This is a genomic window from Acinetobacter calcoaceticus ANC 3811, from assembly GCF_000399665.1.
In the GTDB taxonomy this organism is placed as follows: Bacteria; Pseudomonadota; Gammaproteobacteria; order Pseudomonadales; family Moraxellaceae; genus Acinetobacter; species Acinetobacter calcoaceticus_B.
The window spans coordinates 42,995-58,173 of sequence record NZ_KB976985.1 but is presented as its reverse complement, the minus strand read 5'-3'; the positions used below and the strand labels follow the sequence as shown (position 1 = coordinate 58,173).

Here is a 15,179-nt window from a genome sequence, read left to right as displayed (position 1 = left end):
GTAAAAACTCATTTTATCATGAGTTTTCATTATCTTTAATATATGAGTAAGCCAAGGTTATTGCTAAAAACAGCAAGCCTCCACAAAACTCGAGTAAAGAAATGAATAGTATTGTTTTATCTCTTTTTCCTTTAGTTGCATTAATTGCATCGGGATACTTATTTAAAAAATATCGTTTTTTTAGCGATGAGTTTTGGGCTGGGGCAGAGAAGCTCAATTACTATATTTTATTTCCCGCTTTGCTTTTTAGTACGTTATCGACCGCAAAAATTAACTTACAAAGCTTGAGTACAGCCATCATTGCGATGTTGATTGTGGTTTTGGCAGTGACTGCCTTTTTATACATACTTCGAATGTTTTGGCATATACCGCCTGCACGTTTTGGTGTGCATGTACAAAGTATGGTTCGCTTTAATACCTATATTGGTTTGGCTTTAGTGACTTCGCTTTTTAAAAGTGAAGGAATGGCCATTCTGGCAATTTTATTGGCGCTTTGCATTCCACTTGTGAACGTTATTTCGGTGCTTGCTTTAACCTCTAAAGAACACATGGCAATAAAACCTGTTTTGATTGCCCTTCTTAAAAACCCTTTAATTGCATCGTGTGTAGTCGGGGCAGCAGTCAATGCACTTCACATCCCGATTTGGGAAGGCTTTACTCAGTTTATTAAGCTTTTTTCAGTGTCGAGTTTGCCACTAGGTTTGTTATGTGTTGGTGCAGCTTTACAGTTTATGCAAATTAAAAAAGACATTGTGGTATTGGCAGCAGACACGTTTGCTCGACTTTTAGCAGTGCCTGCCTTGGGTTACGTTGTCTGCATATGGTTTGCTTTACCAAGCTTGCAAACACAAATTTTAGTCATTTTCTTTGCGCTACCGACTGCTTCTGCTTCATACATTTTAACTAAAGTTTTGGGTGGTGATAGTCAGCTCATGGCAGCCGTGATTAGCTTTCAAACCTTATGTGCTGCCGTGACTTTACCATTAGTGATTTGGTGGATTTCTTAGGTTATAACTTAGATAAGTCGCATTCTATTTTCTAAAAATGAATAGGCCGATTCTGACTTAAAGAATGCTTTGCTACCTTCCTCATCTGATTATTGCTACACTTTTTTCTTTTTCAGGTGGATGAGTATGTCCTTTGATCTCAAAGTGAGCTTGCAGCAAAGGTCTGAACCGTCTGCACAGCAGAAAAAACTGAATCGCCTGATTGATAAAATAGAGCAACAAAAAGTTAGCCTGAGCACATGGCAAAATGCACAAGCTGAGATTCAACAGCACATTCGGCAAAAACTAATGCCTGTGTATAGCGATTTGCATGAAGTCTTATTTCAGCAGTTAGAACAACTTTGGAATATGTTGCATAACCATGAGTTTTCCAAAGCGGATATGCAACAACTAGACGAAAAAATTGCCCAGCTTGCACAAATGTTGAAGCGCTCCAAAATGCTGTCTGCTGAACAGTTAGAGTTAGTAAAGCAGATTGATACCTTTTATCAGCAACATGCGGGGGAATCGATAAAAAAGAATAAGAAAGCTCATTCAATAAAATTTGAATACGAAGAAAGTGCTGAGCAAAGTGCAGAACTTGAAGAAGACTTTGAACAGTATGCTGCCGAGCAACAACAAGCGAGAGAGCAAGCTAAACAGGAAAGGCAGCAACAGAAACGTGAACAAGCCGAGCAAATGGCAACTCAGTCGTTAAAAACAGTTTATTTAAAAATTGCTGCGATGATTCACCCAGATCGTGAGCAAGATGAAACAAAAAAACAGGAAAAAACTGAGTTGTTCCAACAAGCAAGTCAGGCATATGAAAAACAGGATTTGTTTTATTTACTCAAACTCCAGTTACAGCTCGAGCAGAATAAAGGGGTAGGGGCTAAAGAGCTATCTGCTGAGCAGTTGCGGTTTTATAAACTGGCATTGGATGCACAAAGTCAGCAGCTTGAAAGCCAAATTGCTGAAATTTTGGATTCTTTTCAGTTAGCTAAGAATGTAAAAGCAGAGCATGTACATATTAGTGATGTTTACAAAGCTGTAGATGCTGATTGTGCTGAGCTAAAGCAGCAGGTGAAGTGGGAAAAGGAGCGTTTAAAGCATATGAAAAAGGTGAGTGGGGTAGAGATGTTGTTGGGGCATGGGGTTTTATAAAACTCTATATTTCTCTCCTATCAGGAGAGAAATATTAAGAATTAATTTAGTTCTGTAGTTTGATTATTTTCCACCATCATTAGATGTTTCATCAGAATCTAATTTTTTATTAGCAATCCCGAATGGAATATGTACCGAAGCAATACTATTCGCAGTTTTTTCGACATGAGTAACTTGATCGTCAAAGAAAATATGTGGTTTTAAAATTTCTAAAACTTTTCTCTTCTCAATTCCGCCTAAGAAAAATGCTTCATTTACTGTATCAATACCCCATGAGCGCAATGAGTTTATGACCCTTTTATGGGCTGGAGCATTTCTTGCCGTAACGATAGAAATTCGTAAACGGCTATTATATGTTGGATTTTCTAATTGATATTTAAGCTCTGCATTTTGTAGAGTGGAAAGCTCTTTGAGTAGTTTATATAATGGACCGATATTAGCAGGTTGACTAGCAAGTTTATTTTCATTTTCTATAAATGCATTTAGGCCACCCTTTTTATAGACTTGTTCTGATGAATCATCTGCAATGACACCATCAAAATCGAAAGCGATACGCAATTCTTCATCATGATCTATATCGAATATCTGCCCCTTTAATATCAAGCCTGCTGGATAACCTGCGGTAATTGCTTGGTTGACATCTATTTCATTTGCAGACAAAAACAAACTAATATTAAGTGCATCAATATATTTGTAAGGTGTTCTACCTTGTAAAAAGATAGCTCTTTTTATATCTAAACCATAATACTCAATAGAATTCATAACCCGTAAACCTGTATTAGGATCATTACGTGATAATAAAATTACTTCCACAAATGGTTTATCTGGTGGGAAAATATCATTAATACTTAATAGGCGTTGAATAAAAGGAAACGCAACGCCCATCTCTAAAGGAATAGTTTCATTTTTACTTTGATATTTACGATAAGCTAATTCGCCTTTCTTTCGGAAAACTTTATCTGATTTTTCTAAATTAAACAGAGCACTTGAAGCTAAGCCAATTACTAATTTTTGGTCTAAATTATATCCACTCATTAAATTTACTTTATTATTTCATTTAAATTAACTAATTATATATTGAAAAGGGCTGAATAATCAGCCCTTTATATTATAGATTAAATTGTGAACTTTAAAGTTTAAAGCGCAGCAATTTGTTCCATATTTGCTTTAACTTTCTCTAACTGAGCAGCAAACTCAGCAAGCTTCGCTTTTTCACCTTCAACAACCGCTGCTGGTGCTTTAGACACAAAGCCTTCGTTTGCAAGTTTGCCCGCGATTTGATCGTGTTGCTTTTGGATTTTATCCAAGTCTTTTTGCAAACGAGCAAGCTCAGCTTTAGGGTCAATTAAGCCTTTCATTGGTACAAATACCGATGCATGGCTTACAACGCTAGAGCAAGACAAAGGTGGCTCTTGGTCTTTATTCAAGAATTCAATGCTTTCAACTTTAGCCAAAGCTTTGAACAATGCTTCAATACGAATGATTTGTTCACGTTCAGCATCAGATGTGTTTTGAAGTAATACTGGCAACAAGCGCGCATTACCTAAGCCCAACTCACCGCGAATGTTACGTACCGCACCAATCAAACCTTGAAGCCATTGCATATCTGCTTCAGCTTGTTCATTGATTTTTGCTTGCTCAGGAATAGGGTATTGAGCAGTCATAATCGTTGGACCGCCTTTACCAAGCATCGGTGCAAGAGTCTGCCAGATTTCTTCTGTCAAATATGGCATTAACGGATGAGCCAAGCGTAATGAAGCTTCCATCACTGCAAGCAATACACGGCGTACTTCAGCTTTACGCTCTTCTGCAACTTCTGGATCGTTAAGAACTGGTTTAGTTAACTCAACGTACCAGTCACAGTATTCATTCCAGATAAAGTCGTAAATCGCTTGTGCAGCAAGGTCTAAACGGTAAGTTGCAAATGCTTGGTGTACAGCTGCTTCTGCTTTTTGCAGGCGGCTCATAATCCATTGTTCTGGAAGTTCCCATAGATCAGGACGCGCTTCTTGACCAACAATTTGACCTTCAACATTCATGAGAACGAAACGAGTTGCGTTCCAGATTTTGTTACAGAAGTTACGGTAGCCTTCAACACGTTTTAAGTCGAACTTGATGTCACGACCAGTGTTTGCAAGGGCACAGAACGTGAAACGAACTGCGTCAGTACCATAAGCATTGATGCCTTCTGGGAACTCTTTACGCGTTGATTTTTCAATCTTCGCTGCATCTTTCGGGTTCATTAGGCCAGTTGTACGTTTTGCAACTAAGCTTTCTAAATCAATACCGTCAATTAAGTCTAATGGGTCAAGTACGTTACCTTTAGACTTCGACATTTTTTGACCTTCACCATCACGTACCAAGCCGTGAACGTAAACAGTCTTGAATGGTACTTGAGATGAACCGTCTTCATTTTTCATGAAGTGTAGGGTCATCATGATCATGCGGGCAACCCAGAAGAAAATGATGTCAAAACCTGTTACCAACACATCTGTTGGGTGGAAGGTTTTTAAGAAATCATTTGCTGCATCTTGTTTGTTGTCGCCAGTCCAACCTAAAGTTGAGAATGTCCAAAGTGCAGATGAGAACCATGTATCAAGAACGTCTTCGTCTTGTTTAAGTTCAACGTCAGCAGCGAGGTTTTTTTTCGCGCGTACTTCTTCTTCGTTACGGCCAACATAGATGTTGCCATTCGCATCGTACCAAGCTGGAATACGGTGACCCCACCAAAGCTGACGTGAAATACACCAGTCTTGAATGTCACGCATCCATGCCATGTACATGTTGCTGTACTGCTCTGGAACAAACTTAATACGGCCATCTTGAACTGCTTCAATTGCAGGCTCAGCAAGCGGAGCAATTTTTACGTACCATTGGTCAGTGAGTAATGGCTCAATGATCACACCGGAACGGTCGCCACGTGGTGCTTTTAAGTCATACGGTTGGATTTGATCTAACCAGCCTTCAGCTTCAGCTTCAGCAACTAACTTCTTACGTGCTGCAAAACGCTCTAAACCAGCGTATTCCGCAGGTGCAGTAATGGTTTTAGAAATTTGTTCGCCAGCTTTTGCAATATATTCAAACTCGCCTAAAACTTCGGCATTTTTGTTGAAGATATTAATGATTGGCAAGCTATTGCGTTTACCTAGGTCATAGTCATTGAAGTCGTGAGCAGGCGTGATTTTTACACAGCCAGTACCGAAGTCTTTTTCAACGTAGTCGTCAGCAACGATCGGAATTAAACGACCAGTAATTGGCAATACAATGTTTTTACCAACAAGGTGTGCATAACGCTCATCTTCAGGGTGAACAGCTACAGCGGTATCACCCAGTAAAGTTTCAGGACGAGTCGTCGCAACGACTAAATAGTCTTTGCCATCTTGAGTTTTAACTGATTTGTCTTCAAAGAAATATTTAAAGTGCCAAAGTGAGCCTTTTTCTTCTTTGCTTTCTACTTCAAGGTCAGAAAGAGCAGTTTGAAGTTTAGGGTCCCAGTTTACAAGGCGCTTACCACGGTAAATTAAACCGTCTTCGTGCAAACGAACGAATACTTCTTTAACTGCGTTTGATAAACCTTCATCCATTGTGAAGCGTTCACGTGACCAGTCTACAGACGAACCTAAGCGACGAATTTGTTTAGTGATTGTGCCGCCAGATTGTTCTTTCCATTCCCAAACTTTTTCAATGAACTTATCACGGCCCAAGTCATGACGAGTCACACCTTGTAAGCCAAGTTGACGCTCAACAACCATTTGAGTTGCAATACCAGCGTGGTCAGTACCCGGTTGCCACAAAGTATTTTTACCCATCATACGGTTATAACGGGTGAGGGCATCCATAATGGCATTGTTAAAGCCATGGCCCATGTGCAAACTACCTGTGACGTTTGGTGGCGGAATCATGATACAGAATGATTCACCGTGACCAGAAGGTTTGAAGTAACCTTGTTCTTCCCACGTTTGGTACCACTTCTTTTCGATCTCGGTTGGATCGTATGTGGTCGCAATATTTTGAGCGGTTTGAGCGTCAGTCATAGTAGCTTAGATCGAATATGCATAAAAAATTGCACCTATTGTAGCAAAAAAATGCCTCGAAATTAATGTGCTGAAAACAGATAAACGGTTTTGTATTTTTTTCAAAAAACGGTAGATTTATGAAAGATGGATCACAATTTAATCGTGTAGATACACGGCACAAAAATTACAAACGAATTGAAAAGGATGTTGCTCATGAGTTATGAAGTTTTTTTGAAAATTTCCGATTCAACTTATACCCAATTCGAGACCATTCGGCAGAAACTGCATGATGGGGTAAGCCAAAGTCAGGCAAAACCCTTAGGCGATGTACTCTCTGATCTTTCTTGTGAAATTATTGAACAGGTTTTTTCTGTACTTTTACAGTCAGGGAATACAACCATGTCTCCAAAACAACAAGCTGAGTCTGAAAAAGTAGTTCAGCAAGTTTTAGAGACTTTTCGAAAATATATGCCTTGGTCGGTTTCATTCTTTGGAAATGAGCGTCTTTTGCCTTTAGTTGACTACATGACATCTCTGATGAAAGAACAGGGGCAACAAGTTTATATTACCTATCCAGTTACCCTGCAACTCGTACAACAAGCTCAAAACCTTACGCAGCAAATTCGTGACGGTAATATGCAAAGTATTACAGCTGCTTTTGAAACGTTAATACAAATTGTAGATTTAGGCGTAACAAGCCTAGTACGTGAACCTAAAAAGCGTTTAAAATTTAATTTAGTTGTCGATAAAACTCTTAACGGAGTGATCAACATGACGACGCATTTGGGCTATAAACGTTTGGAAAAGTTAGGTACACAGGTCGATCAGACCACAGCAACTCATTATATCAACCACTTTTTGGCCTTCATGCATCAAGCAGCATAATTTAAAAAGATAATAGGAACATAAAGCATGGCCAAACTTGATACTTTGCAAAATAAAGTGGTATGGATTACGGGAGCATCTTCTGGTCTGGGTAAGGCCTTAGCAGGTGAGTTGGCTTTGCAGGGGGCCGAAGTGATTTTGACCTCACGTCGTTTTGAAGAATTAGAAGAGGTTCGGGTTGGTTTATTGAATCCAGAGCATCATTTGTCAGTGGTTGCCGATATTACTGATGAAAAACAAGTTGAAGCAGCTTACCAGCAAATTTTAAAAGCTAAAGGGCGAATTGACTGGCTCATCAATAATGCAGGCTTAAGCCAACGCGCTTTAATTGAAGATACAACAATGGCAACCGAACGGGCCATTATGGAAGTCGACTATTTCTCTCAAGTGGCATTAACCAAAACTGTGTTGCCGACCATGCTAAAACAAAAGTCTGGCAGAGTTGTATTTGTGTCGAGTGTGGCGGGTTTATTAGGAACTCAATACCGTGCAAGCTACTCAGCGGCTAAAGCTGCAATTCACATGTGGGCCAACAGTTTACGTGCCGAGGTCTCCGATCAAGGTGTTGAAGTTTCCGTTATTTTCCCAGGCTTTGTAAAAACAAATGTGTCTTTCAATGCGTTAAATGGTGCTGGACAACCTCAAGGTCATCAAGATGAAGCGATTGAGAATGGTTTAGAAGCAGATGTATTTGCTCAGCAATCAGTTAAAGCCTTAATGCATGGTCAAGAATATATTGTTGTTGGGGGAACCAAAGAAAAACTAGGTGTTATGGTTTCTCGGATGTCACCAAAACTTCTCTATAAAATGATTCGGAAAACAAAAGTAAAATAAAAAAGTGATTTCGCCGTGCTAAATTGATGGAAAACCCGCATAGAAGGTTCACCATGGATCAAGATTATCACCGTATTTTAGACGTCATTACGCGTTTTCAATTGGTCTTTGACCAGAAAAATTGGGACGCTTTTGACGAGTTATTGGCAGATCAACTTGAGGTGGACTATTTCCAGTTTAGGGGAGAGCCTTTATGTGTCGTGTCTTGTCATGAATATAAAGGTTCTCGGCAACAAGCTTTATCGCATTTAAGGCTACAGCACAATTTGAGTAATCCACTTATCCGTATTGAACAAGATCAAGCATGGTTAGAATGTAATTATCAAATTTATCGTTTTTCGGAAAATGATTATTTTCATTCATTTGGTCGTTATTATTTTACTTTGGCAAAACAACAAGAGAGTTGGAAAATTACTGGAATTTGCCAACATTTAACTAAAAATATTGGCAATCCACGTATTCACTTTTCTGCTATGGGGCAGTGCTAATCTTTTACAGCCGTACCATAAGCAAATACTTCGACCATTCCGCCTTGCATCCCAAGTTCGGTTGTACTTAGCCGAACTCCCATAATATGGTTAGCTCCTGCGGTATGGGCTTGTTGTTTTAAGCGAACAATGGCTTCACGGCGAGCACGCTCAACCACACTCTCATAACTGGTGAGTCGACCACCCAAAACATTCTTAATGGATGCCAATACATATTTAAAGTAGTCATGAGAAATCACGACATTACTACTAATAAAATGACCTAGCTCATCACTCCTCGAAAAACGATTAGTATCAATTCTGATATGGGCAAATTGCTGTTCTTTTTCTAAAAGTTCTTTCAAATGTTTTCGTTCAATATGGCGGCCAAAACCCCAACCAATACTGAAAAGAATTAGAAAAATAACAAGCTGAAAAATAAGATTTTCCATTTTCTACCTATTCACTAAATGGATCTGGTAGATGGGTTGCTTGAGGTTGAATAACCACAGCCGTGCCATATACAAATAATTCAGAAGCACCTTGGGCAATATTTGAAGTTGAAAAACGAATACCAACAATTGCATTCGCACCAAGTTGCTGAGCTTTGGCAATCATCCGATCCATGGCTTCTTTGCGAGATTCTTCTAATAATTCGGTATAACCCGTAAGTTCACCACCGACAATATTTTTTAAACTCGCCATCAAGTCACGGCCAACATGCTTACTACGGACAGTACTTCCATAAACAACATCAAGCTGCTTTAAAATCTGGTGGCCCGGAACACTTTCTAAATTACTTAGTAACATTGTTTTTTATCAATCTAAATCTCTTAAGGTTTCAAGATAAAAAATAATCACATGAGATGCAATAAAAAAGCCCACCGAAGTGAGCTTTTATAAATAAGTTATTTAAAACTTATTGCTTTTTAAGTTCAGCACTTGATGGTTGATTAACCACTGTATCTGAAGAATTTGCTTTTAAACCGCCACCTAGAGTTTTGTATAACTCGATTTGGTTGTTTAAGTTAGCTTGTTGAAGTAACAATAAACCTTGTTCTGCTGAATAAGATGAACGTTGTGCATCAAGAACCGTCAAGTAACTGTCAATACCAGCACGGAAGCGGGCATTTGACAGTGTGTAGTTGCGGTTAGTCGCTTCTACTAGACGCTGTTGAGCTGTTAAACGCTCACCAATATTGGCACGAGTTGCAAGTGCATCGTTAACTTCGCGGAACGCAGACTGAACTGATTTTTCATAATCAGACAATGCAATTTTCTGATCGGTTTCAGAAATTTTTACATTGGCACGACGTGTGCCCCAGTCAAAGATTGGTAAGTCTAAGCTTGGACCAATTGACCAAACAAAACCACCAGACTTAAATAGATCACTTAAGTCAGTTGATGCGTAACCTGCTGAACCCGTTAAGCTAATGGTTGGGAATAAACGCGCTTTTGCAGCACCAATATTCGCACCAGCAGCGCTTAAGTTATATTCAGCAGCTTTTACATCTGGACGGTTGTTAAGCAAGTCACTCGGTAAACCAGCTGTATATACATTTTGTTGAGTAATGCGTTTTACAGGTTGGTTTGGCAACAAGTTTTGTGGAACTGCTTGGCCCACTAACAAGTTCAACAAGTTCTGTGCTTGAGCAATCTGTGTTTTATAGTTCGCTACATCATTACGCGCAGTTTCTACAGAAATCTGTGCCTGACGTAGTGGAACTTCACTGTCGATGCCCACATCAAAACGTTTTTTGTTGAGATTGTAAGAGTCTTGTTGTGCTTTAAGTGTTTGATCAGCAAGTTTTAAATTCGCTGTTGCAAAAGAGTAGTTCAACCATGCTTGAGCAACTTGGCTGATCAGACTGATTTGAGTCGAATCACGAGCACTTTGCGTTGAAAGATAACTATCTAACGCAGCATCTTTTAAGCTACGTACGCGGCCCCAAAAATCGAGTTCATAGGCAGTTACACCCAAACCTACTTGATAAGTAGAGTAAGGGTTATTCGGATCACGGCTTTGAGAAACCTGACGAATTGCACTACCACTTGCTCCGATTGTTGGAAGCTGGTTGTTTTGCGTAATTCGATATTGCTGTTGGGCACGTTCAATATTGAGCGTTGCTGTACGTAAGTCGCGGTTGTTGGCAAGCGCCAAATCAATCACGCCGAGCAAACGAGAGTCAGCAAAGAACTGTTTGTAACCCTGTTCAGCAATAGACGTACCAGAAGCGCTGTTATATGCATAGCTTTCTGGAATATCGGTTTTCACGACTGGTTCTGGGCCGCGCATGCTTTGACAAGCTGACAAAGCAAGCGCAAGTGCAGATACCGCAATGCTACGACCTGAAATAGACCATACTTTTTGCATCACGATTTATGCTCCTGAGTGTTTATGGTTTTTGGTTTGTACTTAAAGATACTACGAATCCACACATAGAATACAGGGATAAAGAAGATACCTAAGAACGTTGCACTGAGTACGCCACCGAGTACACCGAAACCAACTGAGTGCTGACTTCCTGCACCGGCACCTGTTGAAAGGGCAAGTGGAAGTACACCAAAACCGAAGGCAAGGGTAGTCATAATAATTGGACGTAAACGCATTTTTGAAGCATGTAAAGTTGCATCAAGTAGGTCTTCGCCTTTTTCCTGCAACTCTTTTGCGAACTCAACAATTAAGATCGCATTTTTTGCAGAAAGACCGATAACCGCGATCATCGCTACTTGGAAGTAAATGTTATTTGAGAGATTTGGATCTCCTTTAATAATCATACCCAAGTAGGTCAATACAATTGCACCAATAATACCAAGTGGTACTACAAGTAAAACCGAGAACGGAATAGACCAGCTTTCATATAATGCAGCTAAGCAAAGGAAAACGATTAACAATGAAAGCGCGTAAAGGAATGGAGCTTGGGCACCAGACTCACGTTCTTCAAGTGATAAACCTGTCCATTCATAGTCGAAACCTTGTAAGCCCATAGATGGTAACTTAGCAATAATTTCTTCCATAGCTTTCATCGAGTCACCAGAGCTCACGCCAGGTGCAGGTGTACCTTGAATGTTAACAGAGGATACGCCGTTATAACGTTCAAGACGAGGAGAACCATAAGTCCATTTGCCTGTAGCAAATGCAGAGAACGGTACCATTTCACCTTTGCTATTACGTACATACCACTTGTTTAAGTCTTCAGGCATCATACGGCTACCCGAATCACCTTGAACATAAACTTTTTTCACACGACCACGGTCAACGAAGTCGTTAATGTATGAGCCACCCCATGCAATACGCATAGTGTTGTTAATGTCAGCAATGCTAACGCCCATAGCACCAGCTTGAGCCTGATCTACATTAATTTGATACTGAGGCGTATCTTCTTGACCATTAGGACGTACCCCTACAAGACGTTTGTCTTGTGAAGCCAAACCTAAAATTGTGTTACGTGCGGCAATAAGTTTCTCATGGCCTTGACCACTTGAATCTTTAAGTTGCAAGTTAAATCCAGCTGTTACACCGAGTTCAGGCATGGCTGGAAGCTGTAATGGCATGATGTAAGATGCGTCTTTGACGATCATGTTTAATGCCATACCACGCTGAATTAACGCACCGATTTGAGACTCAGGTGAAGTACGTTCACTCCAGTCTTTCAATTTAACGAAGCCAATACCAGCATTTTGACCAACACCCGTGAATGAGAAGCCTGAAACGGTGAAAATAGATTCCACTGTATCTTTTTCATTCATGAAGAAGTTTGTCATGGTGTCAATCACTTTACCTGTACGGTCAAGCGTTGCATTTGGTGGTAATTGAACAAGTGTCATGACCACGCCCTGATCTTCTTCTGGTAAGAACGAAGATGGGAGTTTTTGGAACAAGAACACTAATAGGCCAATTACTACAGCATAGAGTAATCCAGAGAAGATCTTGCCTTTAAGCATGCGGCTAACACCATTTTGGTAGCTATGCGACATGCGGTCAAAACCGTTGTTAAATCCTCTGAAGAAACGAGCAAAAATATTATTGCTTGGCTCTTTGTTAGGATCATGCTGTTTTAAAATGGTTGCACAAAGTGCAGGGGTAAAGGTTAACGCTACAATTAACGATAGAACCATTGCTGTTACAAGGGTAATCGAGAATTGACGGTAAATTACACCAGTCGTACCACCAAAGAATGCCATTGGTACGAATACCGCTGTCAATACGCTTGTGATACCAATTAACGCACCAGAAATCTGTTGCATTGATCGTGAAGTCGCCGTGACCGGATCGGTATGCTCTTCACTCATTACACGTTCAACGTTTTCCACTACAACAATAGCGTCATCGACCAGAAGACCAATTGCCAATACCATAGCGAACATGGTTAAGGTGTTAATTGAGAATCCAAAGATATTAATAACAGCAAATGTACCTAATACAACAACAGGTACAGCAAGTGTTGGAATAATCGTTGCACGCCAGTTCTGCAAGAACAAGAACATAACAATGAACACTAAAATTACCGCTTCAATTAATGTGTGTACAACACTTTCAATTGAAAGACGAATGAATGGAGTAGTGTCATAAGCTAGCTTGTCTGCAAGGCCTGCTGGATAATTCTTACGTAATTCAGCTAAACGATGTTCAACAGCGTCAGCGGTGTCAAGTGCGTTAGCACCCGTTGCAATTTTAATTGCGAGACCAGCTGCTGGTTTGCCGTTAAATTTCGAATCGAATTGATAGTTATCAGAACCTAACTCTACGCGTGCAACATCTTTTAAACGAACCTCAGCACCTGATGCTGTGTTCTTTAAGAAGATGTTTTTAAACTGCTCAGGTGTTTGCAATAAACTTTGTGCATTCACTGTTGCGTTAAGTACTTGACCTTGTACGGCTGGTGCACCACCTAACTGACCTACAGCAACTTGCGAGTTCTGCGCTTGTAAAGCAGTCGCAATATCACTAGGAGTGAGTTGATAACTTGTTAATTTAGCCGGATCAAGCCAGATACGCATTGCATATGAACCACCAAAGACTGTTACCTCACCAACGCCAGCAACACGGCTAAGCGGTTCTTTAATTGACGAGTTTACGTAGTCTTTAATGTCTGAGTCTGACAGGTTGTTATCTGGCGAATAGAATGCAATAACTTGCAAGAAGCTTGCGCCAGATTTAGTAACCGTCACACCTTGGCGTTGAACATCTTCAGGTAAAAGCGCAGTTGCAGATTGCAGTTTGTTTTGAACCTGAACCTGTGCAATATCTGGGTCAATACCTTGTTCAAAGTTTAATTGAATAGAGGCCTGACCGTTACCCGCACTGTTAGATGAAATATAACGTAAACCATCTAGACCATTCATTTGTTGTTCAATGATCTGGGTTACAGTATTTTCAACCGTCTCAGCCGATGCACCAGGATAAGTTGCAGCAATTGTAACTGTCGGTGGTGCAATCGTCGGATACTGTGCAATAGGCATTTTTGTGAGCGTGAGAATACCCGCCAACATAATGACTAATGCAATCACCCACGCAAAAATGGGGCGATGAATAAAAAATTGTGCCATTCAATCTACCCCTTATGCATTTGAAGATGCTTTCTGTTCTGCTTGAGGTTTACCTGATTGAGCCGGTTTTGTCGCATTTGGAGCTGCACCTTGAGGGGTTGCTGGTTGAGCTTGATAAGGTTTTGCTGACACTTCTTGCCCTTCTTTAACTTTGGCAATACCATCAACAATTACTTTCTCACCAGTTTTGAGACCGCTAGTCACAATCCAGTTTTGTCCTTGAACACCAGAGGTTTCAACAGGACGACTCTCAACAGCACCTTTAGCATTAACAAGCATTGCTACAGCTTGACCTGTCGGTAAGCGAGTAATTGCAGCTTGAGGAATCAGATAAGCATTTGGAACTACACCTTGAACAATTTGCGCAGTTGTATACATACCAGGAAGTAACAAATGATTCGGGTTCGAGAATACGGCACGTAAAGTAATCGTTCCGGTATCTTGATTTACAGAAGCATCAGAGAAAGCAAGTTGTCCTTCGATTGGATAGGTTGAACCATCTTCGAGCTTCAATTTCACTTTCGTATTGTTACTGTTGTTTAAACTACCTTTGCTGAGTTGTTGGCGTAAACGTAATAACTCGGCACTAGACTGGTTAATATCAACATAGATTGGATCTAACTGTTGAATTGTCACTAAAGGATCAGTTTGGTTTGCAGTGACTAAAGCACCAGCCGTTACAGAAGAACGTCCAGACTGACCAGAAATTGGTGAGCGAATTGTAGAATAACCAAGATCTACATTTGCATTCGTTACTTGAGCTTTCGCGGCAGAAACTTGTGCTTCGGCAACATTAACTTGACCAAGTAAGTCGTCATATTCTTGTCTAGATACAGCATTGCTCGAAACAAGTTGCTTATAACGGTTTAGCTTAGTACGTAGTGAAGCTAGATTTGCCTGTTGTTGTAAAAGAGATGCTTTTGCATTTTCAAGCGTTGCACGGTTAGTTCGAGAGTCCAGTTCATAAAGAGCCTGACCTTCACGAACATAACTCCCTTCAGCAAACAAGCGTTTTAAAATTACGCCACTTGTTTGTGGACGAACTTCAGAAATTTGATATGCTGAAGTACGGCCAGAAAGCTCAACGCTTTGTTCAACACTTTGTGGTTGAGCAACAATAACACCTACCTCAGCAGGCGGCATTTTCTGAGCAGCAGCAGCTTGCTGTTTCTCATCGGAGCCTTTGCCACAACCAACAAGTGCGATACTTGTTGCTAATGCGCAAGCAGTAAGGGCAGGAGCCCAAAGCTTAGCCGACATCATTGTTCCACCTCGTT

General features: G+C 40.4%; 12 protein-coding genes. 5 read left to right on the top strand and 7 right to left on the bottom strand.

What is annotated here, in order from left to right; translation table 11 throughout:
• Positions 1–101 precede the first annotated feature (101 nt).
• Together F935_RS00265 and F935_RS00260 are read left to right on the top strand one after the other, a co-directional pair.
• A complete protein-coding gene (locus F935_RS00265; RefSeq protein ID WP_016137073.1) occupies positions 102–1,007 on the top strand; it encodes an AEC family transporter in 906 nt (301 codons plus the stop codon).
• Positions 1,008–1,133: 126 nt separating this feature from the next.
• On the top strand, positions 1,134–2,150 hold the full coding sequence (locus F935_RS00260; RefSeq protein WP_016137072.1) for a hypothetical protein: 1,017 nt from the start codon (positions 1,134–1,136) through the stop codon (positions 2,148–2,150).
• A 63-nt stretch (positions 2,151–2,213) separates the two neighbouring features.
• On the opposite strand, the gene F935_RS00255 is transcribed toward F935_RS00260, so the two are convergent.
• Both F935_RS00255 and F935_RS00250 read right to left on the bottom strand, forming a co-directional pair.
• The gene (locus tag F935_RS00255; protein ID WP_016137071.1) at positions 2,214–3,185 is read right to left on the bottom strand and encodes a 5'-nucleotidase; all 972 of its coding nucleotides are present in this window, start codon (positions 3,183–3,185) and stop codon (positions 2,214–2,216) included.
• 101 nt (positions 3,186–3,286) lie between these two features.
• Positions 3,287–6,184: a valine--tRNA ligase gene (locus F935_RS00250; protein WP_016137070.1), complete on the bottom strand. Its 2,898-nt coding sequence runs from the start codon at positions 6,182–6,184 to the stop codon at positions 3,287–3,289.
• A gap of 195 nt (positions 6,185–6,379) precedes the next feature.
• Here F935_RS00250 and F935_RS00245 point away from each other — a divergent pair, with 195 nt between their 5' ends.
• The 3 genes from F935_RS00245 to F935_RS00235 are packed head-to-tail and all read left to right on the top strand — an operon-like array spanning position 6,380 to position 8,373.
• Positions 6,380–7,051, top strand: a complete 672-nt coding sequence (locus F935_RS00245; RefSeq protein ID WP_016137069.1) for a hypothetical protein — start codon at positions 6,380–6,382, stop codon at positions 7,049–7,051.
• 27 nt (positions 7,052–7,078) lie between these two features.
• On the top strand, positions 7,079–7,885 hold the full coding sequence (locus F935_RS00240; protein ID WP_016137068.1) for an SDR family NAD(P)-dependent oxidoreductase: 807 nt from the start codon (positions 7,079–7,081) through the stop codon (positions 7,883–7,885).
• A gap of 53 nt (positions 7,886–7,938) precedes the next feature.
• Complete coding sequence (locus F935_RS00235) at positions 7,939–8,373, top strand: nuclear transport factor 2 family protein (protein WP_004789364.1); 435 nt, start codon at positions 7,939–7,941, stop codon at positions 8,371–8,373.
• Here F935_RS00235 and F935_RS00230 read toward each other — a convergent pair.
• From F935_RS00230 to adeI, 5 genes are all read right to left on the bottom strand, one after another.
• Complete coding sequence (locus tag F935_RS00230) at positions 8,370–8,804, bottom strand: YbjQ family protein (protein WP_016137067.1); 435 nt, start codon at positions 8,802–8,804, stop codon at positions 8,370–8,372. The genes F935_RS00235 and F935_RS00230 overlap by 4 nt on opposite strands.
• Before the next feature lie 7 nt (positions 8,805–8,811).
• A complete protein-coding gene (locus F935_RS00225) occupies positions 8,812–9,162 on the bottom strand; it encodes a YbjQ family protein (RefSeq protein ID WP_016137066.1) in 351 nt (116 codons plus the stop codon).
• A 109-nt stretch (positions 9,163–9,271) separates the two neighbouring features.
• Positions 9,272–10,726 carry a multidrug efflux RND transporter outer membrane channel subunit AdeK gene (gene adeK, locus F935_RS00220; protein WP_016137065.1) on the bottom strand — a complete coding sequence of 485 codons (1,455 nt, stop codon included), beginning with the start codon at positions 10,724–10,726 and terminating at the stop codon, positions 9,272–9,274.
• Entirely contained in the window at positions 10,726–13,902 is a 3,177-nt protein-coding gene (gene adeJ, locus F935_RS00215; RefSeq protein ID WP_016137064.1) for a multidrug efflux RND transporter permease subunit AdeJ, read from the bottom strand. Before adeJ ends, adeK begins: the two co-directional genes overlap by 1 nt.
• A gap of 12 nt (positions 13,903–13,914) precedes the next feature.
• Positions 13,915–15,165, bottom strand: coding sequence for a multidrug efflux RND transporter periplasmic adaptor subunit AdeI (gene adeI, locus F935_RS00210; RefSeq protein ID WP_016137063.1), 1,251 nt, complete (start codon positions 15,163–15,165; stop codon positions 13,915–13,917).
• Between the last annotated feature and the right edge of the window lie 14 nt (positions 15,166–15,179).

What these genes read in the sequence shown, in the direction of transcription:
- F935_RS00265 (WP_016137073.1), top strand. Translation starts at nt 102, where the DNA reads ATGAATAGTATTGTTTTATCTCTTTTTCCTTTAGTTGCATTAATTGCA.
- F935_RS00260 (WP_016137072.1), top strand. Translation starts at nt 1,134, where the DNA reads ATGTCCTTTGATCTCAAAGTGAGCTTGCAGCAAAGGTCTGAACCGTCT.
- F935_RS00255 (WP_016137071.1), bottom strand. Translation starts at nt 3,185, where the DNA reads ATGAGTGGATATAATTTAGACCAAAAATTAGTAATTGGCTTAGCTTCA.
- F935_RS00250 (WP_016137070.1), bottom strand. Translation starts at nt 6,184, where the DNA reads ATGACTGACGCTCAAACCGCTCAAAATATTGCGACCACATACGATCCA.
- F935_RS00245 (WP_016137069.1), top strand. Translation starts at nt 6,380, where the DNA reads ATGAGTTATGAAGTTTTTTTGAAAATTTCCGATTCAACTTATACCCAA.
- F935_RS00240 (WP_016137068.1), top strand. Translation starts at nt 7,079, where the DNA reads ATGGCCAAACTTGATACTTTGCAAAATAAAGTGGTATGGATTACGGGA.
- F935_RS00235 (WP_004789364.1), top strand. Translation starts at nt 7,939, where the DNA reads ATGGATCAAGATTATCACCGTATTTTAGACGTCATTACGCGTTTTCAA.
- F935_RS00230 (WP_016137067.1), bottom strand. Translation starts at nt 8,804, where the DNA reads ATGGAAAATCTTATTTTTCAGCTTGTTATTTTTCTAATTCTTTTCAGT.
- F935_RS00225 (WP_016137066.1), bottom strand. Translation starts at nt 9,162, where the DNA reads ATGTTACTAAGTAATTTAGAAAGTGTTCCGGGCCACCAGATTTTAAAG.
- adeK (WP_016137065.1), bottom strand. Translation starts at nt 10,726, where the DNA reads ATGCAAAAAGTATGGTCTATTTCAGGTCGTAGCATTGCGGTATCTGCA.
- adeJ (WP_016137064.1), bottom strand. Translation starts at nt 13,902, where the DNA reads ATGGCACAATTTTTTATTCATCGCCCCATTTTTGCGTGGGTGATTGCA.
- adeI (WP_016137063.1), bottom strand. Translation starts at nt 15,165, where the DNA reads ATGATGTCGGCTAAGCTTTGGGCTCCTGCCCTTACTGCTTGCGCATTA.